This window comes from Novosphingobium ovatum, assembly GCF_009909235.1.
GTDB lineage: Bacteria > Pseudomonadota > Alphaproteobacteria > Sphingomonadales > Sphingomonadaceae > Novosphingobium > Novosphingobium ovatum.
The window spans coordinates 134,766-158,665 of sequence record NZ_JAAAPO010000003.1; the positions used below are offsets into that span (position 1 = coordinate 134,766).

The 23,900-nt window shown below is 65.1% G+C and carries 25 protein-coding genes; 9 read left to right on the plus strand and 16 right to left on the minus strand.

Features of this window, described 5'->3' with window-relative positions:
• Positions 1–20: 20 nt before the first annotated feature.
• A complete protein-coding gene (gene dapB / locus GTZ99_RS08240) occupies positions 21–749 on the minus strand; it encodes a 4-hydroxy-tetrahydrodipicolinate reductase (RefSeq protein WP_161717830.1) in 729 nt (242 codons plus the stop codon).
• Between the two features lie 35 nt (positions 750–784).
• Here dapB and GTZ99_RS08245 point away from each other — a divergent pair, with 35 nt between their 5' ends.
• Complete coding sequence (locus tag GTZ99_RS08245) at positions 785–1,507, plus strand: NAD-dependent deacylase (RefSeq protein WP_161717831.1); 723 nt, start codon at positions 785–787, stop codon at positions 1,505–1,507.
• Here the strand turns inward: GTZ99_RS08245 and GTZ99_RS08250 are convergent.
• Genes GTZ99_RS08250 through GTZ99_RS08280 form a run of 7 tightly spaced genes read right to left on the minus strand, consistent with a single transcriptional unit; the run spans position 1,498 to position 8,725 of the window.
• Positions 1,498–2,688, minus strand: coding sequence for an MFS transporter (locus GTZ99_RS08250; protein WP_161717832.1), 1,191 nt, complete (start codon positions 2,686–2,688; stop codon positions 1,498–1,500). The genes GTZ99_RS08245 and GTZ99_RS08250 overlap by 10 nt on opposite strands.
• Positions 2,685–3,467 (minus strand): HesA/MoeB/ThiF family protein, encoded by a 783-nt coding sequence (locus tag GTZ99_RS08255; RefSeq protein WP_201742439.1) that lies wholly within the window; start codon positions 3,465–3,467, stop codon positions 2,685–2,687. Before GTZ99_RS08255 ends, GTZ99_RS08250 begins: the two co-directional genes overlap by 4 nt.
• Positions 3,467–3,937 (minus strand): dUTP diphosphatase, encoded by a 471-nt coding sequence (dut, locus tag GTZ99_RS08260; RefSeq protein ID WP_320076658.1) that lies wholly within the window; start codon positions 3,935–3,937, stop codon positions 3,467–3,469. Before dut ends, GTZ99_RS08255 begins: the two co-directional genes overlap by 1 nt.
• Entirely contained in the window at positions 3,924–5,144 is a 1,221-nt protein-coding gene (gene coaBC, locus GTZ99_RS08265; protein ID WP_161717834.1) for a bifunctional phosphopantothenoylcysteine decarboxylase/phosphopantothenate--cysteine ligase CoaBC, read from the minus strand. Before coaBC ends, dut begins: the two co-directional genes overlap by 14 nt.
• A 10-nt stretch (positions 5,145–5,154) precedes the next feature.
• Positions 5,155–6,447, minus strand: a complete 1,293-nt coding sequence (locus GTZ99_RS08270) for a hypothetical protein (protein WP_227711196.1) — start codon at positions 6,445–6,447, stop codon at positions 5,155–5,157.
• A complete protein-coding gene (gene ubiB, locus GTZ99_RS08275; RefSeq protein ID WP_161717835.1) occupies positions 6,399–7,970 on the minus strand; it encodes a 2-polyprenylphenol 6-hydroxylase in 1,572 nt (523 codons plus the stop codon). Before ubiB ends, GTZ99_RS08270 begins: the two co-directional genes overlap by 49 nt.
• 2 nt (positions 7,971–7,972) lie before the next feature.
• Positions 7,973–8,725, minus strand: coding sequence for a class I SAM-dependent methyltransferase (locus tag GTZ99_RS08280; protein ID WP_161717836.1), 753 nt, complete (start codon positions 8,723–8,725; stop codon positions 7,973–7,975).
• 55 nt (positions 8,726–8,780) lie between these two features.
• Here GTZ99_RS08280 and mutM point away from each other — a divergent pair, with 55 nt between their 5' ends.
• The 6 genes from mutM to GTZ99_RS08310 all read left to right on the plus strand — a co-directional run bounded on the left by mutM (position 8,781) and on the right by GTZ99_RS08310 (position 14,128).
• Entirely contained in the window at positions 8,781–9,596 is an 816-nt protein-coding gene (gene mutM, locus GTZ99_RS08285; RefSeq protein ID WP_161717837.1) for a bifunctional DNA-formamidopyrimidine glycosylase/DNA-(apurinic or apyrimidinic site) lyase, read from the plus strand.
• A 34-nt stretch (positions 9,597–9,630) separates the two neighbouring features.
• On the plus strand, positions 9,631–10,077 hold the full coding sequence (locus tag GTZ99_RS08290; RefSeq protein ID WP_161717838.1) for a hypothetical protein: 447 nt from the start codon (positions 9,631–9,633) through the stop codon (positions 10,075–10,077).
• Positions 10,078–10,243: 166 nt separating this feature from the next.
• Complete coding sequence (gene rpsT, locus GTZ99_RS08295) at positions 10,244–10,504, plus strand: 30S ribosomal protein S20 (RefSeq protein WP_161717839.1); 261 nt, start codon at positions 10,244–10,246, stop codon at positions 10,502–10,504.
• Between the two features lie 566 nt (positions 10,505–11,070).
• Positions 11,071–12,534, plus strand: a complete 1,464-nt coding sequence (gene dnaA, locus GTZ99_RS08300) for a chromosomal replication initiator protein DnaA (protein ID WP_161718449.1) — start codon at positions 11,071–11,073, stop codon at positions 12,532–12,534.
• A gap of 272 nt (positions 12,535–12,806) precedes the next feature.
• A complete protein-coding gene (locus GTZ99_RS08305; protein WP_161718451.1) occupies positions 12,807–13,787 on the plus strand; it encodes an NAD(P)H-dependent flavin oxidoreductase in 981 nt (326 codons plus the stop codon).
• Complete coding sequence (locus GTZ99_RS08310) at positions 13,787–14,128, plus strand: hypothetical protein (RefSeq protein WP_161717840.1); 342 nt, start codon at positions 13,787–13,789, stop codon at positions 14,126–14,128. The genes GTZ99_RS08305 and GTZ99_RS08310 overlap by 1 nt, the downstream gene beginning before the upstream one ends.
• 1 nt (position 14,129) lies before the next feature.
• Here the strand turns inward: GTZ99_RS08310 and GTZ99_RS08315 are convergent, their stop codons facing one another.
• The 6 genes from GTZ99_RS08315 to GTZ99_RS08340 form a co-directional block, all read right to left on the minus strand.
• Entirely contained in the window at positions 14,130–14,924 is a 795-nt protein-coding gene (locus tag GTZ99_RS08315; RefSeq protein WP_161717841.1) for a glutathione S-transferase family protein, read from the minus strand.
• Positions 14,921–15,760: a glutathione S-transferase family protein gene (locus GTZ99_RS08320; protein WP_161717842.1), complete on the minus strand. Its 840-nt coding sequence runs from the start codon at positions 15,758–15,760 to the stop codon at positions 14,921–14,923. The genes GTZ99_RS08315 and GTZ99_RS08320 overlap by 4 nt, the downstream gene beginning before the upstream one ends.
• A gap of 168 nt (positions 15,761–15,928) precedes the next feature.
• Entirely contained in the window at positions 15,929–16,339 is a 411-nt protein-coding gene (locus GTZ99_RS08325; RefSeq protein WP_161717843.1) for a twin-arginine translocation signal domain-containing protein, read from the minus strand.
• A complete protein-coding gene (locus tag GTZ99_RS08330; protein WP_161717844.1) occupies positions 16,339–16,788 on the minus strand; it encodes a c-type cytochrome in 450 nt (149 codons plus the stop codon). Before GTZ99_RS08330 ends, GTZ99_RS08325 begins: the two co-directional genes overlap by 1 nt.
• The gene (locus GTZ99_RS08335; protein WP_161717845.1) at positions 16,785–18,362 is read right to left on the minus strand and encodes an FAD-binding oxidoreductase; all 1,578 of its coding nucleotides are present in this window, start codon (positions 18,360–18,362) and stop codon (positions 16,785–16,787) included. Before GTZ99_RS08335 ends, GTZ99_RS08330 begins: the two co-directional genes overlap by 4 nt.
• 223 nt (positions 18,363–18,585) lie before the next feature.
• Positions 18,586–20,952, minus strand: coding sequence for a TonB-dependent receptor (locus tag GTZ99_RS08340; RefSeq protein WP_201742440.1), 2,367 nt, complete (start codon positions 20,950–20,952; stop codon positions 18,586–18,588).
• Positions 20,953–21,151: 199 nt separating this feature from the next.
• Between GTZ99_RS08340 and GTZ99_RS08345 the strand changes: the two genes are divergently transcribed.
• Positions 21,152–21,685, plus strand: a complete 534-nt coding sequence (locus GTZ99_RS08345; protein ID WP_161717846.1) for a MarR family winged helix-turn-helix transcriptional regulator — start codon at positions 21,152–21,154, stop codon at positions 21,683–21,685.
• Positions 21,686–21,707: 22 nt separating this feature from the next.
• Here GTZ99_RS08345 and GTZ99_RS08350 read toward each other — a convergent pair whose 3' ends face one another.
• Together GTZ99_RS08350 and GTZ99_RS08355 are read right to left on the minus strand one after the other, a co-directional pair.
• Positions 21,708–21,857 carry a hypothetical protein gene (locus GTZ99_RS08350; protein ID WP_161717847.1) on the minus strand — a complete coding sequence of 50 codons (150 nt, stop codon included), beginning with the start codon at positions 21,855–21,857 and terminating at the stop codon, positions 21,708–21,710.
• A gap of 165 nt (positions 21,858–22,022) precedes the next feature.
• Positions 22,023–22,718, minus strand: a complete 696-nt coding sequence (locus tag GTZ99_RS08355) for a nuclear transport factor 2 family protein (protein ID WP_161717848.1) — start codon at positions 22,716–22,718, stop codon at positions 22,023–22,025.
• 95 nt (positions 22,719–22,813) lie between these two features.
• Between GTZ99_RS08355 and GTZ99_RS08360 the strand changes: the two genes are divergently transcribed.
• Positions 22,814–23,755 (plus strand): SDR family oxidoreductase, encoded by a 942-nt coding sequence (locus GTZ99_RS08360; protein WP_161717849.1) that lies wholly within the window; start codon positions 22,814–22,816, stop codon positions 23,753–23,755.
• Positions 23,756–23,900: the final 145 nt, after the last annotated feature.

The window sequence follows — 23,900 nt, forward strand, 5'->3', positions numbered from 1 at the left end:
CGCTGCCGCCCCCGCCTGCCTTACAGGCCCAACACTTCGCGCATGGCATAGCGGCGCGCCGGACGGCCCACCAGCCAGCTTGCGCCGCGCACCGCGCCGCGCGCGAAAATGCCCCGGTTCTCGGCCAGATGGCTGAACGAAAGGCGTTCGTTATCAGCCAGGAAATGCACCGTGTGGTCGCCCGCCACGCTGCCCCCGCGCAGCGCGGCAAAGCCGATGGTGCCCGCCTCGCGCGCGCCGGTGATGCCATCGCGGCCGCGCACCGCCACATCGTTCAGCGCCACCTCGCGTCCACGCGCGGCGGCCTCGCCCAGCAACAGGGCGGTGCCGCTCGGCGCATCGACCTTCATCCGGTGGTGGGTCTCGACGATCTCGATATCCCAATCCTCACCCAGCCGTCTGGCCGCTTCCTCCACCAGATAGGCCAGCATGTTGACCCCCAGCGAGGTATTGCCGGTCTGCAGCACGGCGATCTGGTCGGCGGCGCGGTCGATCAGCCAGTGGTGGCGTTCCTCCAGCCCCGTGGTGCCGATCAGCATGGGGATGCCGGCCGCGATCGCCGCGTCCAGATTGGCCTCCAGCGCGGACGGCGAGGAGAAATCGATCAGCACGTCAGACGCCGCCGCCAGCGCGCCCGCATCGCCATCGCGGTCAATTCCGCCCGCGATGGTGTGGCCCGCGGCGCTGATCGCCTCTGCAATGGCGCGGCCCATGCGCCCTTCGCTGCCGATGATTCCGATGTTGATCATTGCCAAAACTCCATTTGCCGCGCTTCATGGGCGACATGAGCCATTTGCGCAATATCGTGATTCTGACCGGAGCGGGGGTTTCGGCCGAAAGCGGGATCGACACGTTCCGGGATGCCAATGACGGGCGGGGCGGACTTTGGGAGCAGCACCGGGTGGAAGATGTCGCCACACCCGAGGCATTCGCGCGCAACCCCGGTCTGGTCCAGCGCTTTTACGACATGCGCCGCGCCGCGATCCAGACCAAACAGCCCAACGCCGCGCATCACGCGCTGGCCCGGCTGGAGGCGCAATGGCGCGGCGGGACTGTCACGCTTATCACCCAGAACGTTGATGATCTGCACGACCGCGCCGGGTCACACAACCTGATCCATATGCATGGCGAGCATCTGTCGGTCTGGTGCACCGCCTGCGACACGCGCCACCGCTGGACCGCGCCGCTGATCGATGGGCCGGCCTGCCCCACTTGCGCCCGGCCCGCCTTGCGCCCCGACATCGTGTGGTTTGGCGAAGTGCCCTATCGCATGGACGACATCCACCAGGCCATGCGCGATGTTGATCTGTTCGTTTCGATCGGCACATCGGGGGCGGTCTATCCGGCCGCCGGTCTGGTGCGGATGGCGCGTGATCTGGGCGCGCAAACGCTGGAACTCAACCTGGAGCGCAGCCAAGGCTCGGCATGGTTTCACGAAAGCCGCTTTGGCCCGGCGACACAGGTGGTGCCAGTGTGGGTGGACGCCTTGCTGGCCGATCAGGCCTGAGGGCGGACCAAGGCCGCCGCCATGGCCGCGATCAGCAGCGGCGCGCAAAACAGGCCAAACACCGCCACCAGCGGCCAATGCATCCCCAGCGCCCATCCGCCCAGCAATGGCCCGGTAAACGCGCCGATCCGCCCGATGCCAAATACCCAGCCAATACCGGTGGCCCGCACCGCATCGGGATAGACCTGCGCCGCCAGTGGATAGAGCATGTTGAACCCGCCCTGTAGCGTCACGCCCATGACAAAGGCGGTGGCGAGCACGCCCCACAGTGGCATCGCCACCCCGCCAAAGAACAGGAACACCCCCGAAGTGGCGATCAACAGCACGCTGGCCAGACGGCGCACATCGGTGCGGTTGCCCAGAATGCTCATCCCCAGTGTGCCGGCAAAGGCGCCAAAGTTGTAGATCGCGCTGGCGATGATTGCCTGCGTTTGGGGCAACCCAGCCTCGATCGCCAGTTTGGTGATCCAACTGGTGATGAAATACAGCGCCATGAAGCCGCAGATCGCCGCCACCCACAGGCGGATGGTGTTGGCGCGGCGCGGCCCGGCGATCACCTCGCGCAGAGGGGCGGCATGTGCCCGGATGTCCGCGTCCAGATCGGCGGGCAACAGCATCACCACCGCCAGCACCAGCGCGCCCGACACCCCGGCGGTGGCCATCAGGATCGCCTGCCAGCCAAACAGTGGCAACGCCCATGCCGTGGCAAAGCCGGTGAGCATCGCGCCAATGGGATAGCCCGCCTGCAACACCCCCACGGCGAAATTGCGGTGCCGCATTGGCGCCACCCGCGCCGCGATCGAGGCGATGCAGGCCAGCACCGTGCCGATCCCCACGCCGACGAAAAACCGCACCGCCGCCAGTTCGCCCACCGATCGCGTCATGCTGGACAGAGCCATTGCCGCCGCCATCAGCCCCATGGCCAGCGCCACCATGCGCCGCCGTCCGATCCGGTCGGCCAGCGGGGCCAGCGCCAGCCCGCCCGCCGCCATGCCCGCCAGACCGCTGCTGAACACCATGGCCATCTGCGTGGCCGAGACGCTCCATTGCGTTTGCAAGGTGGGCGCGATGAAGGACAGCACCAGCAGGTCCATCCCATCGGCCATGTTCAACGCAAAGCACAGCGCGACAATCGCCATCGCCTGCCGTGACCATCGGGCATCAGGGGCGGAAACGCTCATGCGCGGCAGGTGGGACAGGCCGGATCGGCGGGGATGGTGATCGTGCGCATCCCCGGCGCCAGACCATCAATCAAATGCAGCCGCCCCCATTGCGGATCGGCCAGCGGGCTGGCGGCGCAGGCGGGATTGGCCGACAGGATCACCCGGATCGCCGCCATCGCCCCAAAGGTGCCGACCATCCCCACAAACGCGCCCAACACACCATCGGCGGCGCAAGTGTCGCAATCGGTGGCGTCAAACGCATCGCCGACAAAACAGCGGTAACAGGCCTGCCCCGGCAGATGCCCGGCAAAATTGGCCACCTGGCCCTGAAACCGGCCAACCGCGGCGCTGGTCAGGGGGATATGCGTCGCCACACAGGCGTCTGCCACCACCAGCCGCGTGGCAAAGTTGTCGCAGCCATCCAGCACTACATCGGCCCCGGCGATCAGCCCGGCGACATTGGCGGCATTCACCCGCGTGGCGTGGGCGGTGACGGCAATTTCGGAATCAAACCGCGCCACCCATGCGGCGGCGGCATCGGCCTTGCGCGTCCCAATGTCGCCTTCGCTAAAGATGGTCTGGCGTTGCAGGTTGCTGGCGTCGATCACATCATCGTCGATCAGGGTCAGCCGACCGATCCCCGCCGCCGCCAGATATTGCAACGCCGGGCTGCCGATGCCGCCACAGCCGATCAGCACCACATGCGCGCCCGCCAGCGCCATCTGGCCCGGCCCGCCCACCTCTGGCAAAACGATATGGCGGGCAAAACGGCCCAGCCGGTCCGCGCGCAACACCATCAGTTGCCCAGCGCGACCACGCCGCCCGTGCTGCCAAAGCCGCCTTCGCCGCGTGCGGTTTCGTCCAGCGCGTCGACTTCCAGCCAGCCGGCCTGCACCACCGGCGCCAGCACCAATTGCGCCACCCGGTCGCCGCGCGCGATGGCAAAGGGCTGATCGCCCAGATTGATCATGATCACCTTCAACTCACCGCGATAGTCAGAGTCGATGGTGCCGGGGGTATTGGGCACGGTGATCCCGTGTTTCAGCGCCAGACCACTGCGCGGGCGGACCTGAATTTCAAACCCATGCGGGATCGCCACCGCCAGGCCCGTGGCCACCGCGTGACGCGCGCTCGGTGCGATCACCACGTCCTCGGCCGAGACAATGTCCATGCCCGCCGCCCCGCTGGTGGCATAGGCGGGCAGGGGCAACCCCTCGCCATGGGGCAGGCGCTTGACGCGGACGGGGATGGGGTCAGACGAGTGCACGGGCAATCCTTTCGACAATCGCGCTGGCAATGGCGGGCTTTGGCGCGTCGGGCAAGCTTTCGACGCCAGATGCGCTGACGATATGCACGGCATTGCGATCGCCGCCCATCACGCTGTTGCCCGGCGCGCCCGACACATCATTGGCGATGATCCAGTCGGCGCCCTTGCGGATCAGTTTGGACTGGGCATGGGGGATGACATCCTGCGTCTCGGCCGCAAAGCCCACGACCAGACGCGGGCGGCGCGGATCGGCGCATAGCCCAGCCAGAATATCGGGATTTTCAACCAGATACAGCGGGGGGATCTGGCCCGTGCCATCTTTTTTCAGCTTTTGCGTGGCCGCATCGGCCACGCGCCAATCGGCCACGGCGGCCACCATCACCGCCACATCGGCGGGCAGGGCGGATTGCACCGCATCGGCCATCTGGCGCGCGCTTTCGACATTGACGCGGGTGACGCCGGGCGGCGTTGGCAATTGCACCGGCCCGGCGATCAGCGTCACCTGCGCGCCCATCCGCGCCGCCGCCTCGGCAATGGCAAAGCCCTGTTTGCCGCTGGAACGGTTGGCGATGTAACGCACCGGATCGATCGCTTCATGCGTGGGGCCGGCGGTGATCACCACATGGCGGCCCAGCAACAGGCGCGAAGCGCCGCCGGGCAGGGCGGCGGCGATATGGGCCATCACCGCGTCGGGTTCAGGCAGGCGGCCGGGGCCATATTCACCGCAAGCCATCAGCCCTTCGTCAGGTTCCACCACGCTCACGCCGCGCGCGCGCAGGGTGGCGACATTGGCCACGGTCGCGCCATGTTGCCACATACGTACATTCATGGCGGGCACGGCCAGCACCGGCTTGTCCGTGGCCAGCAGCAGAGTGGTGGCCAGATCATCGGCAATGCCCGCCGCCATCTTGGCCATCAGATCGGCGGTGGCGGGGCACACCACCACCAGATCGGCACTGCGCGAGAGCTGGATATGCCCCATCTCCACCTCGTTCTTCAGATCGAACAGGCTGGTGTGGACGGGGTTTTCGGACAGGGCCGCCAGCGTCATCTCGGTCACGAATTGCGCGCCGCCACGGGTCAGCACACAGGTCACATCGCCCCCGGCGCGGCGGATCAGGCGGATCAGCTCGCACGACTTATAGGCCGCGATGCCGCCGCCCACGATCAACAGAATGCGCTTGCCCGCAAGAGTTTGGCTGGTCATGCCGCCCGTCTTAGCGCGGGCGGGCGGCCTTGACCAGCGAGGTCGCCGCCATCGGCACAAAGGCGAGGCCCGCGAACATGGCAGGCGCGATCATCGCGCCCCAATAGAAATTGTCGTTGCGCCCAACCACCATGAACATCACGCCATAACCGGCAAACAACAGCGTGGCCGTCAGCCCTGCCGCGCTGCGCCACCCGGCCCAGCCCAGCATCATGGCCATCACTACCGGCCCAGCCAGATAATGCGGCAGGAACCGCAGGTTGGACGAGAGCACGATGTTCGACAGCCACCCGCCCAGACCGCGCAGCGCCAGCCAACTGGGCCCCATGGGATCGGTGGGGCGCACCTGCGCCGCGATGATCGAGAGGTGCCATGCCAGCGCGCCTGCGAACAGGGCGATCAACAGTCCCCATGCGGTGGCTTCCTTCAGCGCGGCGCGGCCCCCGGCGGTGCCCCGCCACACCAGCGCGCGCCCCGCCGCCATGGCCGCCATCAACAGGACAAAGGGCAGCGCATGTTCGCGGATCGCCAGCGCCAGTGCCGCCGCGGCCCAAGCGCCGATCCAGCGCCCGCCTCGGCCCCGGTCGCCCACCCGGTGCAGCCCCAGCGCCAGCGCGATCAGCATCCCCGCCCACAATTCATGCAGCACGAAATAATAGCGGTTCAGCCCCAGCGAGGCCCCGAGAAACACCAGCGCCGTGCCGAACAGCAACTGGCTTTCGGTCGCGCCTTCGTCCGCCAGACGCCGCCGCCATGCCCAGATCACCCCCAGCATCAGCGCAATCGCCGCCGCCATGGCGACAGGCGCGCTGGCATCGCCATCCACCCCCATCGCCGCGTTCAGATAGGCCAGCGTCGGCAGGCGCACCGCCACACCGGGCCGCACGGGATAGGAACTGTTGCGCTGTTCCTGCACGATAAAGTCGTAATAGTTTTCGCCATGCCGGATGCGGCTGATGGCGGTGTCGTACAGTTTCAGGTCATCGTCGCGGACCCGGCCCGCGCCGGGGCCAGTACCGCCCACGGCCTGCGCGGCCTTGTCTCCGGCGATCAGGGCAACGCTGGGGGGCTTGGCTTCCTCGCCCCGGCCCACCGTGATCGGCACCAGCGCCGAGGCCACGAACAGCCCGGCCAGCGCGATCAGCAAGCTTTGCGCCCACAGGCGCGGCCAGCGGGCAAAACGGTCCCATCCGGGAGCAGGCGGGCGGCGATAGGTCATCGCGCCATCATGCGCGCTTTCGCCGCCATCTGCCACTACATCGGCCAGACCGGCCGCCCCATAGATCCCAATAGCGCCACCCATGTGACCGCTCCTCCGACAATTGCAGCCGCAACATATCGGAGCCATTGGTTAGGATTGCGTTTACCATGATCCCACATCAGCGGGACAGCGGGCAAAGGCGGCGGTTCGGGGGCACCACCCTTGGGCGGATATTTCTCCTCGATCCGGTCCAGTAGAGCGGGCAGGCGCAACAGGCGGCGCACGCTGTCCTGAAGTCCACGGGCGATCACCGCCTCTGGCCCCAGTTCATCACGCATCCATTCCGACACGAACGGCCCGGCCACGTCCCACATGTTGACGTCGGGCCACAATTGCGTGGCCAGCCCCTCGACCATCACCATGGTTTTCTGCAACAGCAACAGGTGCGGCTGCACCGCCATGTCGAAATCGCGGGTGATGGCAAACAGCCCGTCCAGCATCTGCCCGACTGACAATTCCTTGACCGAGCGGCCGCGCATCGGTTCGCCCACCGCCCGCAGCGCCGTCGCGAATTCCTCCAGCGAGTGGTAGGAGGGAACGTATTGCGCCTCGAAGTGGATTTCGGCGACGCGGCGGTAATTGCCGGTGGTCAGGCCGTGCAAAATCTCGCCCAGCCAGACGCGGGCGCGGCGGTCGATCCGGCCCATGATGCCAAAATCGATGGCCGCGATCGTGCCATCGGCCTCGATGAACAGGTTGCCCTGATGCATGTCGGCATGGAAATAGCCCAGCTGCACCGCCTGCGTCAGAAACGCGATGACCAGCCGCCGCGCCAGATGCGGCAGATCGTGGCCGGCGGCGCGCAGGGTGTCCATGTCGCTAATCTTGACGCCGTTGATCCATTCCAGCGTCATCACCCGGCCACAGGTGCGGTCCCAGTCGATGGCCGGGATGCGATAGCCCTGAACGCCAGCCATCTTGTCGGCCAGTTCGGACGCGCTGGCCGCCTCGCGGCGCAGGTCCAGCTCACGCAGGGTCCAGCGTTTGAAATTGGCGATCACCAGCGAGGGGCGCAGTCGCGTGGCCTCGCCGCCCAAAGCCTCCAGATGGGCGGCGGCCCATTCATAGGTCTGGATGTCGGCGGCGAATTTCTCGCGGATGCCGGGGCGCAGTACTTTGACCGCCACCTGACGCCCATCCAGCGTCACCGCGCGATGCACCTGCGCGATCGAGGCCGCGCCCACCGGCTCCTCCTCGATCGAGGCATAGAGCTGGTCGAGCGGGCGGCCAAAGGCGGCCTCGATCTCGGCGCGGATGGCGGCAAAGGGGACGGGCGGCAGCCGGTCCTGCAGCGTCAGCAGGTTGCGCGCGGCCTCCTCGCCCACGATGTCGGGGCGGGTGGCCAGCGTCTGGCCCAGCTTGATCGCGGCCGGGCCAATCGCGCGGAATGCCCCGGCGTAATCGGGCACATCGGGCGTCGCCGCGCCAAACCGCGCGATGCGGCACAGGCGGCGCACCGGAGCGGGGGTATTGGGCGCATCCTCGATAATGCGCAGCGCGCCGTGGCGGGCCAGAATCCGGCCCCATTGCAACAGCCGCCAGATATGCGTCGAATGCGAGGCCAAGTTCAGATCTTCCAGCCCGAATGGATCGCCACCAGCCCGCCCAGGATAGGCTCGACGCGGGTGTTCACGAAACCGGCGTCACGGATCATGGTTTCAAACGCGGGCATGGGGGGGAAGCGGCGGATCGATTCGATCAGATAGCGATAGCTTTCGGCGTCGCCCGCGATCATCTGGCCAATTTGCGGCACCAGCTTGTGCGAATAGGCGTCATACACCTCGCGGAAGCCGGGCCATTCGGTGGTCGAGAACTCCAGGCAGAAGAAGCGCCCGCCAAAGCGCAGCACCCGGTAGGCCTCGGCCAGCGCCTTGTCGATGTGGGTGACGTTGCGGATGCCGAACGCGATGGTGTAGGCGTCGAAGTGGCGCGCCGGAAAGCTCAGTTCCTCGGCGTTCTGGCGGCTCCACACCAGCCCGTCCAGCCCGCGCTCCATCGCGCGTTCGATGCCCACGTCCAGCATGTCCTGATTGATGTCGGACACGGTGACATTGGCGCCATGCTTGTGCATGCGAAAGGCGATGTCGCCGGTGCCGCCGGCCATGTCCAGAATGTCCTCATTGGGCTGTGGCTTGACCCGGCGGACGAACTTGTCCTTCCACAAACGGTGCATGCCGGCCGACATCGCGTCATTCATGATGTCATACTTCTTGGCCACGCCGGAAAAGACGGCGCCGACGCGGGCCTCCTTTTCCTCCTCGGCGATGTCCTCATAGCCAAACGAGACGGTGGCGGCGGGCGAATGGGCGGTGTCGGTCATGCGCGGCGCTTTAGGCCAGTTTGCCGGCGGCGGGAAGGCCGTTATAGGGGCAAATATGCCAGAACTTCCCGAAGTCGAAACAACATTGCGCGGGCTGGACCCGTTTTTGCGTGGCGCCCGGCTGGTCCGGGTGGAGCCCCGGCGCGAAGGCTTGCGCCGCCCGTTCCCCGCCGATCTGGTGCAGGTGATGCAGGGGGCGACCATCACCGATCTGACACGGCGGGCCAAATATGGGCTGCTGCATACGGACCGCGGGGTGGTGCTGGTGTTCCATCTGGGCATGTCGGGGCGGTGGCGGATCGACCCCGACAGCCCCGACCGGCACGACCATCTGATCCTGAAAACCGATGCGGGCCATGTGCTGGCGCTGAATGATCCGCGCCGTTTTGGATCGGTTGATCTGGTGGCAGCCGATGGTCTGGCGGGGTGGGGCGCCTTTGCCGCGATGGGCCCGGAACCGCTGGGGCCGGACTTTACCCCCGCCCATCTGGCGGCCGCGCTGAAGGGCCGCTTGGGGCCGATCAAGACGCTGTTGCTGGATCAGAAAGTGGTGTCGGGGCTGGGCAATATCTATGTCTGCGAGGCGCTGTACCGCGCCGGTGTGCGCCCCACCCGCGCCGGGGGCAAGGTGACCCGGCCTGAAATCGCGCGGCTGGTCCCGGCGATCCGCGATGTGCTGGAGGAATCGATTCGCGCCGGGGGATCGACCATCCGCGATTACGCCCAACCCAATGGCGAACTGGGCTATTTCGCCGCCAACTGGCGCGTCTATGGCCGCGAGGGCGAAGGGTGCGGCACCTGTGGCGGCACCATCACCCGCATCACCCAGGGCGGCCGATCCAGTTTCTGGTGCCAAGCCTGTCAGAAATAGGGCATGATGGCCGCATCACAGGGGGAGTGAGGCGATGACCAAGGTCAGCGAGGGAATCAAGGGTGCCGACAGCGCGCCGCCGCGCCGTGACTATGAGGCGCAGGCGCGCGTTTATCTGGAGCAGTGGCGCAAGGCGCGCTGGTGGTGGCGCTGGACTGGAATTGCGCTGGGCGTGGCCTCGACGCTGTTGGCCTCGGTTGTGGCCAGTAACAACACCTTTCAGACTTTGGTGGCCACGCGGCCCAATTCTGCGTCCTGGCTGAACCTGTTGAGCGTGGCAGTGGCGATTCTGGTGCCGGTGCTGACCGCGCTGATGGGCGCGTTAAAGCCGCAGGCGCAGGCCGCGGCCTATGAAACCGCCGCGCGCGAGCTGGAAAAGGCCCTGTGCTGTTTTGAATCCGATCCCACCCGCGACAACAGTCTGTTGGCTGATGCCGTGGCGCGCGGGCTGGACACGCTGAACCGGGTGGGCAGCCAATAGCGCCGCGCGTCGCCCCGGGGCGTTTTCCGGCAGGGCGTGACACGCGAATCCCTTGACGATTCGCCACGCCAACGCTAAGGGCCGCCCTTCCAACGGGGTCGCATGGCCTTGTTATACCGATTTTCGCTAGCAATTCCGGCCGCATCGGCCCGATACGAGGACACACATGGCCAATACGCCGCAAGCCCGTAAGCGCATCCGTCGCAATGAGCGCCGCGCAGAGATCAATGGCGCCCGCATCAGCCGCATCCGCACCTTTGTGAAGAAGGTGGAAGCCGCGATCGAAGGTGGTGACAAGACTGCTGCTGCTGCTGCCCTGCACGACGCCCAGCCCGAACTGGCCCGTGGCGTTGCGCGCGGCGTGCTGCACAAGAACACTGTGGCGCGCAAGATGTCGCGTCTGTCGAAGGCTGTCGCCGCTCTCTGATCGGGCAAGGCGCGCTTCGGCGTGGCTCTGTCCGAAGTGGTAATAATCAGGAGGTGATTCGCTCACCTTTTGTAACCACAATCGATTGGCAGAGGCAGAAATATGAACAAATACTTAGGTGTTTGTCTGGAATAGGCCGGTGGGGCAAACCGCCGGCCTTTTCTTATATGTGTGGGTACGGCCACAGTGTGGTCGAGCCAAGCTATTCAGATACAACGATTCGGCGGCGCGTTTTTCAAAATAATACGTAAAAACAGCTATTTGCGCGGTTTTCCCGGATTTCTGCCGCCCTTGTGGTGTCAAGGCAATTATTTCGGTTCCGTTGCAAAATGCCGCCTTGTCCTTGGCTCAGACTTGTCCATAGATAGTCGTGCCGGAGCCAAGGGCTCTGGCCTTCACAATCGTGTTTTTTGAACGATCAGCCGGCTGCGGGGTGACTGCGGTGGGACTTGTTGTGCGTCTGCGCAGGTCAGGTCGGTGGATCGTTGGGTTTTTAGTCGGGAGCGTTCGGGGTGACCGGAACCGTTTGGGGTGGCCGCAAGGCCGATTCCGTGGGCATCAAGGGTATGCCGGCCAAGGGCCGTGCAGAGGTGCAGGATCAGGAGGCGCTGGATTTGGCGGCTGACTGGTCCGACATCAGCCAAGGCCTGCGCAAGGATCTGGGTCAGCAATTGCACAACCAGTGGATCCGTCCGATCCAACTGGGGGGTTTCTGCAAGGAGACCGGCACGCTGGACCTCTATTTGCCGACAGAGTTTTCGGCCAATTGGGTGGCGGATCGTTTTGCCGACCGTCTCTCGCTGGCGTGGAAGATTGCCCGGCCCGAAGTGCGCCATGTGCGGATCTCGGTCCAGCCGGGCCGCCGCGCGCTGCCCGAACTGCGAATCGCGCGTGACAATGGTGCCCCCGCGCCTTCGTTGCGCAAGGTGGAAGATGCGCCCCAGTCGCGCGGCATGGGCATGACCGCCACCGCCGAGACGCTGAACCCCGATGCGGTCGGGCTGGCCTCGATCGGGCTGGACCCCTCGCTCACCTTCACCACCTTTGTCACCGGCACGTCCAACGTGCTGGCCTGCAACGCCGCGCAGCGCATGGCCGCGCTCGAGGCGCCGCAGTTCTCGCCCTTGTACCTCAAGGCCGCAACGGGGCAGGGCAAGACCCATCTGATGCACGCCATTGGCCATGCCTTTCTGGCCAACCACCCGCGCGCGCGGATCTTCTATTGCAGCGCCGAACGCTTCATGGTCGAATTCGTCCAGGCGCTGCGCCAAAATCAGATGATCGAGTTCAAGGCCCGCCTGCGCGGTTTTGACCTGCTGATGATCGATGACATCCAGTTCATCATCGGCAAGGCCAGCGCGCAGGAGGAACTGCTCTATACGATCGACGCCCTGCTGGCCGAGGGCAAGCGGCTGGTGTTCGCCGCCGACCGCGCCCCGCAGGCGCTGGACGGCGTGGAGCAGCGCCTGCTGTCGCGCCTGTCGATGGGGCTGGTGGCCGATATACAGCCTGCTGACATCGAACTGCGCCGCGCCGTGCTGGAGCACCGCCTGTCGCGCTTTGCCAGCGTGGGCGTGCCCAACGATGTGGTCGAGTTTCTGGCCCGCACCATCAACCGCAACGTGCGCGAACTGGTCGGCGGGTTGAACAAGCTGATCGCCTATGCCCAGCTGACCGGTCAGCCGGTGTCGCTGCAACTGGCCGAGGATCAGTTGACCGATATCCTGTCGGCCAACCGCAAGCGGATCACCATCGACGAGATCCAGCGCACGGTGTGCCAGTTCTATCGCGTCGACCGCACGGAAATGGCCAGCAAGCGCCGCGCGCGCGCTGTCGTCCGTCCGCGTCAGGTGGCGATGTATCTGGCCAAGGTGCTGACGCCGCGGTCCTATCCCGAAATCGGGCGCAAGTTTGGCGGGCGTGACCACTCGACGGTGATCCACGCGGTGCGCCTGATCGAGGATCTGCGCACGCGTGATGCCGATATCGACGGCGACGTGCGCAGCCTGCTGCGGCAGCTGGAAAGCTGATCCAAGGCAATTGCGGATAAGCCTGTGCATGCGCAGGGGATGACCCTGTGCGTGCACGGTGCGTAACCCTGTGCACAGGCTGTTGACCGGCGGTGGATGCTTGGTGGACATGCCTGTGGATGGCTTGTGGATAACTGATTGCGTCGGACCCGCATCGGATCCTTCCCCTGTGCCCGCCGTCACGCTTGCCGCCTGCCGCGCCACGGCCTATAGGCGCGGCGTGGCAACAGACATTGCGTGAGGGACTGGTGACGAACAAGACGAATGCGCTGATGGCGCGTGGTGCGGCCTTTTTGGGCAGCGAAACGGCGATCCTGTGCGGCGCGATGAGCTGGGTCTCGGAACGCAATCTGGTCAGCGCGATCAGCAACGCGGGCGGCTTTGGCGTGATCGCCTGTGGCGCGATGACGCCCGAACTGCTGGACACCGAAATCGCCGCGACCAAGGCGCTGACGGACAAGCCTTTTGGCGTCAATCTGATCACCATGCACCCGGCGCTGTTCGACCTGATCGCGGTCTGCGCCAAGCATAAGGTCAGCCATGTCGTGCTGGCCGGTGGCCTGCCGCCCAAGGGTAGCGTCGAGGCGATCAAGGAGACCGGCGCCAAGGTCATCTGTTTTGCCCCCACGCTGGCGCTGGGCAAGAAGCTGTTGCGTTCGGGCGCAGATGCGCTGGTGATCGAAGGGTCCGAGGCCGGCGGCCATATCGGCCCGGTGTCGACCAGCGTGCTGGCGCAGGAAATCCTGCCCGCTCTGGCCGCTGACAATCTGGTGTTTGTTGCCGGCGGCATCGGTCGGGGCGAGATGATCGCCTCCTATCTGGAGATGGGTGCGGCGGGCGTGCAATTGGGCACCCGTTTTGCGGCCGCGACGGAATCGATCGCCCACCCCGATTTCAAAAAGGCCTTCTTCCGCGCCAGCGCGCGCGAGGCGGTTGCCAGTGTGCAGGTTGACCCGCGCCTGCCGGTGATCCCGGTGCGCGCGCTGAAGAACAAGGGCACCGAGGAATTCACCGCCAAGCAGGTCGAAGTGGCCAAGCTGCTGGACGCCGGTGAAGTCGACATGGGCGAGGCGCAGTTGCAGATCGAGCATTACTGGGCTGGCGCGCTGCGCCGCGCGGTGATCGAGGGCGATGTCGAGAATGGCTCGGTCATGGCGGGCCAGTCGGTCGGCATGGTCAGCAAGGAAGAGCCGGTCGCCGACATCATCGCCGGTCTGATGGGTGAATGCGAAGCCGCGTTGGCGCGCGCCTGATGGCCAAGGCGGATCGTCTGGAACGGATGGACATCCGCCGCGCTGATTTGGAAGACGAGTACCGCGACGCCCTGATCGCCGCCCTGAAGGTGACGGCGGCGGGCGCGTGGGGCTTGTTTGACCATCAGCAGGACAAGGTGGCGCGGGCCAAGGTCGCGCCCGTGCTGGCCGAACTGGCCGATCTGGCCGAAACCATCGACGATCTGCGTCATGATTTGGCGATGGAGCCGTTTGCCCTCCACGCCGAATTCATCGCCGCGCGCGGGCCGGTGGCCTCCAGCGCGGTGGGGGAACCAAAACAGGCCGCCGCATGGTTGCAGCGGCCTGATCTGAAACGCTAAATCAGCCCCAGCGGTTGATTTCCGGTCCTGGTGCCCATGCCGTTTCGGGCTGGGCCACGGTGGCGCGGGCCAGTGCGGCCGCCACGCTGGGCCGGGACCGCACGCGTGCGGCCCATGCGGCGGCGCGGGGGCGGTTGTCCCACACGCCCGGCACCAGGGCCTCGGCGCCGGCCAGCCAGCCATAGGTTTCGATGTCGGCGATCGACACATCCCCCATCAGCCATTCGCGCCCATCGGCCAACTGATCTTCGACCATCTGTACAGCGGCGGTCAGTTTGGTGGTGGAATCGGCCATGGCATTGCCCACAGCCGCCTCGGTCATGCTGTCGGCGCGGGTTTCGATCCAGCGTTGTTTCAGGTCGCCCGAAACGATGGGCGCAATCGCCGCGTCAAATTCGGCATCCGCCATCGCCGCCAACACGGGGCTGGCAAAGGCCTTGTTGCCCAGAAACGCGGCGGCCGGGGCGCAGCGTTCGGTGATGCGGCGGCACCACATCATCATCTGCCAATGGGCATAGGCGTCCTTTGGCTGGAGGGCGTTGCCGGCCATTTCGTCCATATATTGCGCCAGAAACACCGATTCGGTCATCGCCTCGCCGTCCACCACCAGCACCGGGCCTTCGCCTTCCAGCCCCATGTCGCGGGCCAGCGGCTCGGTCAGGCCGGGGATCGTGTGGCGCTCGCCGCGCAGCAGGGCGATGGGGCGGCAATCGACGTCCAGCCCGGTTTCGCCCACCATCGCCAGCGCGGTCAGCGAGGGGCCGTTCGGCTCGCCGTGATAGAGGATCATGCTCATGCCTTTTCTCCCAGCTGGCCCAGTTGGTACAGCCCTTCGCTCTCGGCCTTTTGGGCGATGTAGTCGGTTTCCAGAATTTCGACGCGGCTGGCCATGGGGGTGCGGCCCAGCTTCCAGCAGGCGCGGGTGGCGGGGCGGCGATAGATCGCGCGCAGCCAGCGCATGATGTTGGGGGTCAGCTCGTCATTGGCCAGATGCGGCTGCGACAGCGGCATGGCATAGGCCAGATTGAAGCCGTTGACGTCGGCCAGCGAATAGGTGTCGCTGGCCAGCCATTCGCGCTTGGCCAGTTCGGCTTCCAGCATTTGGATGCCCACAGCAATGCGGCGGCCGCTTTCGGCCATTTCGGCGTCCGAAAACAGGCCAAACACCGCCTTGTTCCACGCGGTGCGCCGTTCGGGCAGGGGGATCGCCTCGATCTGGGCGCGGATCTTGGCCTCGCCATGGGCCTTTAACGCGTTGGGGCCGACGAAATATTTCCACCCGAACATCGAAAAGCTGGGCGCCAGCCACTGGTCCATGAACTTCATCCACCAACGGATGCGCCAGCGGTCGGCGGCATTGTCCGGCATCAGCGCGGGGCCGTCGAAGGCTTCGTTGACATATTCCATGATCGCGGTCGATTCCACCAGCACGCGGCGGCCGGCGGGTGTGTCATGCGTCATGGCGGGGATCGTGCCCTGCGGGTTGATTGCCAGATATTCCGGCTTGTGCTGATCGAAATTCAGCATGTCGATGTAATGGCTGTCGAACGCCACGCCCTTTTCCATCAGCGCCAGCATGGGCTTTCCGGAATTGGCATTGGGTTCCCAGTGGTACAGGGTAATGTCGCTCATTGGACGCTCCGCTCCCATGGGTGCCGCTTTATGCTTGCGGCTGTGATTGTATGTATCACTAACCAAATATTGACCCCGCGCGCAAGGGGCCGCTCTGTGCCGGGCGCAAAAAAGGCCCGGGGCGTCGCTGTTCCGCCCCGAGCCTGATTTGTCAGGTGTTTCCGCCGTTTACCGCGAACGCAGCGCCCAACGGAACAGGTGGTCGCGGCCCGTCAGCGGGGCGGCGATGCGGGTTTCGCTGGCCAGACGCAGCCCGCGTTCCTCCATCGCCCCGCGCACCATCAGCCAGTCGCTCCAGCGGGTCAGGCCTTCGACATGGGTGATGGCAGGCAGATCGCCGCGCAACAGGGCAAAGCGGTCATCATGCGCGACCGCCATGTCCAGCATCAGGCCGCCGCGATGCTGCGCGGCAAAGTCGCGCGATTCGGCGACGCGGCTGTCATACACCACCAGCCGCGCGGCGGCATGGGCGGTGCTGCTGGCCAGCGGCAGCGCGGCGGCTGCCCCGGCCAGTGCTGAGCCTTTGAGCAGGCTGCGGCGGCTGGCCGCCAGGGTCGGCTTTACAGTAACCTCGGTCATCAGCGCTTCCTTGCCAGCCAGCCCGCCACCGCATCCAGTTCGGCATCGGTCATGTCCACACGGGTCTGCGGCGGCATGGCGTTCTTGCCATTGCGCACCACCGCCTTGACGTAATCGGCGGTCAGGTCGGTCCGGTTGGCCAGAATCCCGGTTTCGGGCGGCTGGCCAGCCATGATGCGCTGTTTGGTCAACAGGTTGGTGCCCATGCCACCGGGCAGGTGGCAATAGCCGCACTGATGCTCAAACACCGCTTGCGGGTCGCGGCCACCGACCAGACGATTGCCCACCGGCTGCTCGGCGCGCATCTGATAGGGGGGGAATTGCGGTACGCCGCCGGGGCCCTTGGCCGGGCCGCCGGGCGCGGGGGCCTCACCCTTGCAGGCGGCCAGCGTGGCGATCAGCACCACCGCCGCGCCCAGTGCCAGACGCTTGGTCAAAGACGTGCTCATGCCCGGCCCTCCTGCTTCAGATCGCGATAGGCGGCAGGCCACACGCCCTGCTTGCCCGGGGCGATGATGCCGTTGGGGTCCAGCGCGTCCTTGATCTTCTCGTCAAAGCGGCGCAGCGCGTTGTTGTTGTAATCGAACGTGTCCATCACCCGGTCCATCCAGCCCAGATGGGTGCGGTATTCGGCGTAACCGGCCTTGGCGGTCTCGTCGATCAGCGCGTTGAACAGCTTCTTCATGTTGTCGATCTGCGCGGCATTGTCGCGATCATACATCAACATGTTGACATTGTTGGCAAAACGCCCGCCGATGGTAAAGCTGGCATAGAAGTCGACATCGTGATCAGCGATAATCTTGCGGCTGCGCTTCAGCTGACCCATGACATGTTCGCTGGTGGCCGGGACCACCGGCGAAAAGCCGAGATGCGCGCCGCGCCCACCGACCCAGTCCGACATCTGCAACGGCACCGCCGAGGGCGTCCCTAGCGAGATGTCCAGCGCGGGCTTTTCCTCGCCCTGACGCCACCACACCTCGAACGGCGGGGCGGACAGGTGGCGCTTGAACGCGGCCTTGATCACCTCGGCCTTGGCCTTGTTGACGTTCTCGTCGCCATACAGGCGGATCGACACGCGCCAATAGCCCAGCTTGTGCTCCTTGAGCAGTTCCTTGACGCGCCACTCGGGCATGGCGCTGGGCTTGTCCCAGAAATCCTTGCGCTGGCCCAGAATGACGATCTTGCCCAGCCAGCTGGGGATGAAGACGTTCTGTTCGATGATGCCGGCGATTTTCAGCGGGGTGATGGTGTCGATCACCCAGGCGATGTCGTCCTCTTCCGGGATGTCCCAGGTCAGTTCCAGGCTGGTTTCGGGGGCAGGTTGCAGCCACACGCCCGCCTTGGTCACCACGCCCAGATTGGATTGGCTGAAGGCCAGATCCCACGTCGGGCCATAGTTCATCGGGAACAGGTGCCATGCGGAATTGTTGTTCATCGCGCCCATGCCGGTGCGCAGCATGTCACCATCGGGCAGAACGACCTCCATCCCGCACAGGTTGCGCGCGTGCAGGCCATAGGGGGTGTAGCCGATGCCGTGCTCCAGCGCATTGCCCAGCACGCTGCCCCAGCCATTGCCGGGGACGCTCATCCACAATGGCGCCTTGGCGCGCTCGATCGCGTCATGCAGGTCGAAAAAGCCCACGCCCGGCTCGACCACGGCATAGGCCAGTTTGGGGTCCAGCTCGAGCACCTTGTTCATGCGGCCCATGTCCAGCACAACGCTGCCCTTGAGGCGCGGCGCGGCGGTGCCATAGCCCAGATTCTTGCCACGGGCGACCGGCCACAGTGGCACCTTGTGCTCATTGGCCAGACGCACGATCGCCTGAACTTCCTCGGTCGAGGACGGCGCGACGGCGGCACCGGCGGGCCATTGATCGATCGGACCGGGGGCGTAGACATCGGCATAGGCGGTGCGATCGGCATCCGATGCCATGACCCATCCTTCGCCGACCACGCCAGCAAAGGCCTTGAGGGCCGTGTCGAACTGTTGCGGACTGATCCGCGGCGGCAAAGTCAGCTTCACGGGCTGGGTCCTCTCCCAAACTTTCTAACAATTGTTACCGACGATGCTGCACGGCGCGGGCGGCGTCAACGAAAAACAGCTTAGCACTGATATATTTTTGCGCCCGGCGGCTGGACGGGCCGCACCACTGGTCAGGCGATGCTAACACCACGCGCCCCCATGCAAAAGGGGCGGACCTTGCGGCCCGCCCCCCTTGTAGTCTGCCTTCAAATGCTGCGCAGCATCAGAAGGTCTTCTTGACCGAGATCGCCCATTCACGCGGACGGCCCACGGTCGAGTAGCCGGTGCCAGCAAAGGCATACAGCGCCGCGAACCGGATCGGCAGCGTATAGTACTTGTCGAACAGGTTCGACACTTCCAGGCTGATGGCCAGATCCTTGCCCGGGTTCTTCCAGGTCAGGCGCGCGTTGGCGAGCGTCATCGCGGGGTTGTAGTCCAGCGGTGCGGTGATCGCCAGGCGGCCCAGGCTTTGGCGGCCGGTGTGGGCCAGATCGAGGCGCGGCGTCAGCGTGCCGTTGCTGCCCATATCGGCGTCATACTGCACACCGAGCGACCATTTCCAGTTGGGCGAGGTGATCGGGTCGGTCAGCTTGATCGAGGTGACCTGCGAGCTGATGCGGCTCCATTCACCGTCGATGTAGCTGAGCGCGCCATCGATCGCCAGGCCGGGCACCGGGGTGGCCGACATTTCCAGTTCGAAGCCGTACATCTTGCCGTCACCCGCGTTCTGGATCGCGGCGCAGGGGAACGGATCGGTGCCGGGGGCAAAGCCGTCCAGCAGCGAGCAGTCCGAAATCGGCAGCTGCATGTTCTTGTAATCGTTGTAGAACACCGACGCGTTCAGGCGCAGACGACGATCCAGCCAGTCGGTCTTCACACCACCTTCATACGCGGTCAGCGTTTCGGGGCGGAAGGTGCCGTTGGTGGCCTGCGTGCGGGTGAACGGACGCGCGGTGACACCACCGCCCTTGAAGCCGGTGCTGACGGTCGCATAGGCCATCACATTGGGGCTGAAGCGGTAGTCGGCCGAAATGCGCCAGTCGACCTTTTCGCCGTCATAGTTGGCCACCGCGCCGTTCAGAGCGCCCACGCCGAACGGATCGACCAGCGTGCCACCATCCCAGCGGATGCGGGTGAAGGTGTAGTCCTTGTGCTCCTTGGTGTAGCGCAGACCACCGGTCAGGGTCAGGCCTTCCATCGGGTGCAGGATGACGGTGCCGAACGCGGCCTTCGAGTTGGCGCGGATCGGGTCGTTACCGGTGAACTGCAGGTACAGGGCAGGAACGCCCGGCACGATGTAGCGGATGTCCTGACGGGTGAAATACACCGAAGTCTGGTCATTGTAGAAACCGCCCAGGGTCCACTCACCCAGCGAGCCGATCTTGCCGTTGACACGCAGTTCCTGGCTGAAGAACTTGAACGTCAGGTCGTTGTAACCCGCGCCCGCGATCGTCGAATACGGGGTGTAATCGTCGTCGGTGCCAAAGATCTGGTGATACTTGCGATAGGCCGTGATCGATGTGATCTTCAGGTCATCGCTCAGGCTGTAGGTCGCGTTGCTCGACACGCCCCAGCCGCTGAACGTCAGGTTCGAGGGCATCGAGTAGGACTGGCCAGCCTGACCACCAGCGGCCATGTAGAAGTTGGCGTAGGTGCAGAAGCGACCGCAGGTGAAGTCCACGCCGCCGGTCTTGGCCGTGTTCATCGAGGTGATCACGCCAGCCGCATTGGTGCGGTTTTCGTACGAGTAATCGCCGATGATCGTCCAGTCGAACTTGTCGCTCGGGTTGTAACGGATCGAGGCGCGCACACCGGTGTAGTTCTTTTCACCCAGCTTGCCGACGATGCAGTCCTTGCCCGAACCGGCGCTGGCGGTAATGCCCAGCGAGTTGCCCGGGTTGGCGCAGCCATAGTCGACCATGTTCACATAGCCGTCCTGACGCTTGTACACGCCCGAAACGCGCATGAACACCGTGTCGGTCAGCGCGAAGTTGGCGCTGGCGCGCAGGTCAACGCGGTTGCGCGCGCCATAGGCGGCTTCGACCATGCCCGAATTGGTGGCGTTCGGCTTGACCGAGAACAGCTTGATCGCGCCGCCGATCGAGTTACGGCCGGTCAGCGTGCCCTGCGGGCCGCGCAGTACTTCGACGCGCTCCAGATCCAGCAGATCCATGACCGAACCGGTCAGCGTCGCGTAATACACGTCATCGACATACATGCCCACGCCCGGTTCATAGGCGGGGTTGAAGTCATACTGGCCGATGCCACGGATATAGGCGGCCATCGACGAACCAAAAGCGCCGCCCATCGGGGTCAGCGACACGTTCGGGGCCTGCGCGGCAATCTGCGAGATGTCGGTCTGGTTGCGCGATTTGAGCAGGTCTGCGTTGACCGCGGTGATCGAGAGTGGCGTGTCCTGCAGCTTCTGGCTGCGGAACTGCGCGGTCACGACGATTTCCTTGGTGGTGGCGCTGTCGTCAGCGGCCGGTGCCGGCTCTGCTGCAAACGCCGGAGCGGCGATCGCCATAGCCATCACGCTGGCCGCGACAGTCATGCGTGCACGGGTATTGGTGCCAAAAAGCTTGGCCATATTTCCCTCTCCTATATAGGGCTCTGCGGGCCCAACCAATATTGTTCGTAGTGCATACAAACGTTTCGCTTGGCAAGCGTTTGTCACGCTTTTTTTGATTGGTGGCGAATGTGGTGCGAAAAAGCAACATTCGTTAATTTCCCATATGGAGCAAATATAGACTTGCGCCCGGGGGCTGACCGAGAATACCGACGCGGTGATGAACGCAAACCTCCCTTCGACGGACCCGGCCCCGGTTGTGGCCGGGCTGCCAGATGACGCCTGCCTGACCGATCAGGAGGAGCGGCTTTATGCTTTGCTGATCCGCCTGCTGAAAATGGCCAGCCTGATGGCCACCCCGATGAAGGTGGGGGTGTGCGATCCGGCCGGCGTCACCCCGAACGAGGCCAAGACGCTGATGGCGCTGGCGGGGGAAGGGCCGATGGCCGGGCATGATCTGGTGACGATCAATGGCATGGCGCCGATGAATGTCAGCCGGGCGATTGCCTCGCTGCGTGATCGCGGCTGGCTGGTGGATGCGGTGGACCCGGAAAACCGCCGCCGCCGCCCGGTTTGCCTGACCGAGGCGGGCGAGGAGGCCTATCGCGCGATGATGCCCAGCCTGACCGGGCTGGCCAGCGATGTGCTCTCGGCGCTGACTCAGCGGCAGCAGCGCGAGATGATCGGTCTGACTGATATCGTGCTGGAACGGCTGGCGGCGTGGACCGGGCCGGAGGGCGGCGAAGAAGGGTGAGGGCGGTGCGAATGCGCGCCCGTTAACCCAGCCACAGGTATAGTCCCGCAGCGATCAGGGCGACGGGCGCGATGGCCGCCACAGCGCAACCGCCAGCGCCCCAGCGCGCCGACGCCCATTCGGCGAGCCCTTGCCACAGTGCGCCGATGATGTCGAAATCGGGCTCGATCATACCACGATACTGGTGCGCGGCAAGTGATGCGTCAATGCCCGGCCGCCGTCACGCAAAACGGGTGGGCCAGCCCGCAGCCAGCCCACCCGTCAGACCGCCGCCCCGCCTGTCCGCCCCGGTGGAGGAGGATGGAAAACGGGCGGGCAGGGCGCGGAAAAGCGGTGTTTACTTGGGTTCCTGGCCCGCCAGCAGCTTGCCAAAGCGCGGGTGGGCAAAGTGCATGGGCACGTCATGGCGATGCGGCCAGGTCTGGCGCAGCTCTTCGGTGCGGATATAGTCCGGGCCGAAGGGATTGGCCGGATAGCACTCGATCGCGGGCTGGAGGTGGCTGATGGTCTTGGCCCAGCCGGTCTCGTAATCGCCCTGCCACTGCATCATGTAGTCCAGACGCTGGATCTTCCAGACGCCGTCTTCCTTGACGTAGTCGTTCTCATAGATGCCCGCTTCCATGAATTGCAGCGGCACGCCCTCGGGCTTGAATTCGCGGCTTTCGTGGCTGCCGCCAAACAGCATGCCGCGGAACCGGCCCTTGGCGGTCTGGCCATCGGGGGCGATGGTGATGATGTCCTGCATCTGGAAATGGTCCAGCAGGAAGCCATAGGCCGGGCCTTCCTCACCGGGGGCCAGGAACAGCGACTTGAACCAGGTGCCATACAGGCGATAGGCGCCCTCGCGGCCCTTGTAGACGCCCGAGAGGAAGATCACCTCGCCATCCTTGGCAAACAGGTCGGCCACGTCATCGGCGCGGTTGAAATCGATGTAATAGCCATAGGCCCAGTGCAAACGGCGGATGGCGTTGATGTCCTCCAGCTCCTGCACGCGCCGCTCCAGCACCGCCAGGCGGTTTTCGGTCTCGCTCATATGTCTCTCCCAAAGAATCAAAAATGCGTTTTGAAGTCTGGACTTCTTTGTATGCGATACTAACAATCGTTACGCGTTTGGCGAGAGGAAAAAACATGGGTACGAGCGAATACGTGGTGCCCGCCGGTTGGGCGGGGCGGGTGGCTTTTGTCAGCGGCGGCGTGTCGGGGTTGGGCTTTGGCATCGCGCGCGCACTGGCCGAGGCGGGGATGCGTCTGGCGCTGTCCTACCGCAACGAGGATTACCGCAGCAAAGCCGCAGCATGGTTTGCCCAAAATGGCCACGAAGAACCGCTGTGGATCAAGCTGGACGTGACCGACCGCGAGGGTTTTGCCGCCGCCGCCGCCACCGTCGAGGCGCATTTTGGCGCGGTGCATGTGGTGGTGAACAATGCGGGCGTCTCGGTCTTTGGCGACACGGCCGAGGCCTCCTATGCCGACTATGACTGGATCATGGGGGTGAACTTTGGCGGGGTGGTCAATGGGGTGGTCTCGTTCCTGCCCGCGCTGCGCCGCGCGAGTGGCCGCCGCCATGTGGTCAACATCGCCAGCATGGCGGCCTATTTGTCGGGCCCGCAGGCCGGTATATATACCGCCAGTAAATTTGCGGTACGCGGATTGACCGAAAGCCTGCGCTACAATCTGGTGCCGCACGGCATCGGCTGTTCGCTGGTGTGCCCGGCGCTGGTGGCGACCAATGCGTGGGATTCTGCCTTTCGCCGCCCGGCCGAATTTGGCGCGTCCGGCTTTGGCGATGTGAACGCCGACGAATTGACCAAATTCGGCAAGGCGTTTGAGGCAGGCATGGACCCGCTGGAGGCCGGACGCCGCATTCTGGCGGGGATGGATGCGGATCGCGGGCTGATCTTTACCCACCCCGAATTCGCCGAGGACTTTGCCGCGATCTATCAGGACAGCCTGGCCGCCCTGCCACAGGAAGACGCACCGGCCGAGCGGTTGGAGGTCGAGCGCATGCGCCGCGCCGCCAACAAGGCTGCTCTGGAGGGAAAGTCGATCAGTATCAATGATTTGACGTAAGGGGAAGGGGAGGAGGGGCCTCCGGCGGCAAAGGGCGGGGGCCCTTTGCAATCCCCGTCATGTCGATGACGCGCCACGGGTTCCCCCATGCGTAACGCCGCTGCGCCGCAGGCTTTTAAGGCGGCTGCGCGGCGGGAGCAAAACA

Excerpts from the sequence above, each read along its gene's own strand:
- dapB (WP_161717830.1), bottom strand. The coding sequence starts at position 749 with ATGATCAACATCGGAATCATCGGCAGCGAAGGGCGCATGGGCCGCGCC.
- GTZ99_RS08245 (WP_161717831.1), top strand. The coding sequence starts at position 785 with ATGAGCCATTTGCGCAATATCGTGATTCTGACCGGAGCGGGGGTTTCG.
- GTZ99_RS08250 (WP_161717832.1), bottom strand. The coding sequence starts at position 2,688 with ATGAGCGTTTCCGCCCCTGATGCCCGATGGTCACGGCAGGCGATGGCG.
- GTZ99_RS08255 (WP_201742439.1), bottom strand. The coding sequence starts at position 3,467 with ATGGTGTTGCGCGCGGACCGGCTGGGCCGTTTTGCCCGCCATATCGTT.
- coaBC (WP_161717834.1), bottom strand. The coding sequence starts at position 5,144 with ATGACCAGCCAAACTCTTGCGGGCAAGCGCATTCTGTTGATCGTGGGC.
- GTZ99_RS08270 (WP_227711196.1), bottom strand. The coding sequence starts at position 6,447 with ATGGGTGGCGCTATTGGGATCTATGGGGCGGCCGGTCTGGCCGATGTA.
- GTZ99_RS08280 (WP_161717836.1), bottom strand. The coding sequence starts at position 8,725 with ATGACCGACACCGCCCATTCGCCCGCCGCCACCGTCTCGTTTGGCTAT.
- mutM (WP_161717837.1), top strand. The coding sequence starts at position 8,781 with ATGCCAGAACTTCCCGAAGTCGAAACAACATTGCGCGGGCTGGACCCG.
- GTZ99_RS08290 (WP_161717838.1), top strand. The coding sequence starts at position 9,631 with ATGACCAAGGTCAGCGAGGGAATCAAGGGTGCCGACAGCGCGCCGCCG.
- rpsT (WP_161717839.1), top strand. The coding sequence starts at position 10,244 with ATGGCCAATACGCCGCAAGCCCGTAAGCGCATCCGTCGCAATGAGCGC.
- dnaA (WP_161718449.1), top strand. The coding sequence starts at position 11,071 with ATGCCGGCCAAGGGCCGTGCAGAGGTGCAGGATCAGGAGGCGCTGGAT.
- GTZ99_RS08305 (WP_161718451.1), top strand. The coding sequence starts at position 12,807 with ATGGCGCGTGGTGCGGCCTTTTTGGGCAGCGAAACGGCGATCCTGTGC.
- GTZ99_RS08310 (WP_161717840.1), top strand. The coding sequence starts at position 13,787 with ATGGCCAAGGCGGATCGTCTGGAACGGATGGACATCCGCCGCGCTGAT.
- GTZ99_RS08315 (WP_161717841.1), bottom strand. The coding sequence starts at position 14,924 with ATGAGCATGATCCTCTATCACGGCGAGCCGAACGGCCCCTCGCTGACC.
- GTZ99_RS08320 (WP_161717842.1), bottom strand. The coding sequence starts at position 15,760 with ATGAGCGACATTACCCTGTACCACTGGGAACCCAATGCCAATTCCGGA.
- GTZ99_RS08325 (WP_161717843.1), bottom strand. The coding sequence starts at position 16,339 with ATGACCGAGGTTACTGTAAAGCCGACCCTGGCGGCCAGCCGCCGCAGC.
- GTZ99_RS08330 (WP_161717844.1), bottom strand. The coding sequence starts at position 16,788 with ATGAGCACGTCTTTGACCAAGCGTCTGGCACTGGGCGCGGCGGTGGTG.
- GTZ99_RS08340 (WP_201742440.1), bottom strand. The coding sequence starts at position 20,952 with ATGGCCAAGCTTTTTGGCACCAATACCCGTGCACGCATGACTGTCGCG.
- GTZ99_RS08345 (WP_161717846.1), top strand. The coding sequence starts at position 21,152 with ATGAACGCAAACCTCCCTTCGACGGACCCGGCCCCGGTTGTGGCCGGG.
- GTZ99_RS08350 (WP_161717847.1), bottom strand. The coding sequence starts at position 21,857 with ATGATCGAGCCCGATTTCGACATCATCGGCGCACTGTGGCAAGGGCTC.
- GTZ99_RS08355 (WP_161717848.1), bottom strand. The coding sequence starts at position 22,718 with ATGAGCGAGACCGAAAACCGCCTGGCGGTGCTGGAGCGGCGCGTGCAG.
- GTZ99_RS08360 (WP_161717849.1), top strand. The coding sequence starts at position 22,814 with ATGGGTACGAGCGAATACGTGGTGCCCGCCGGTTGGGCGGGGCGGGTG.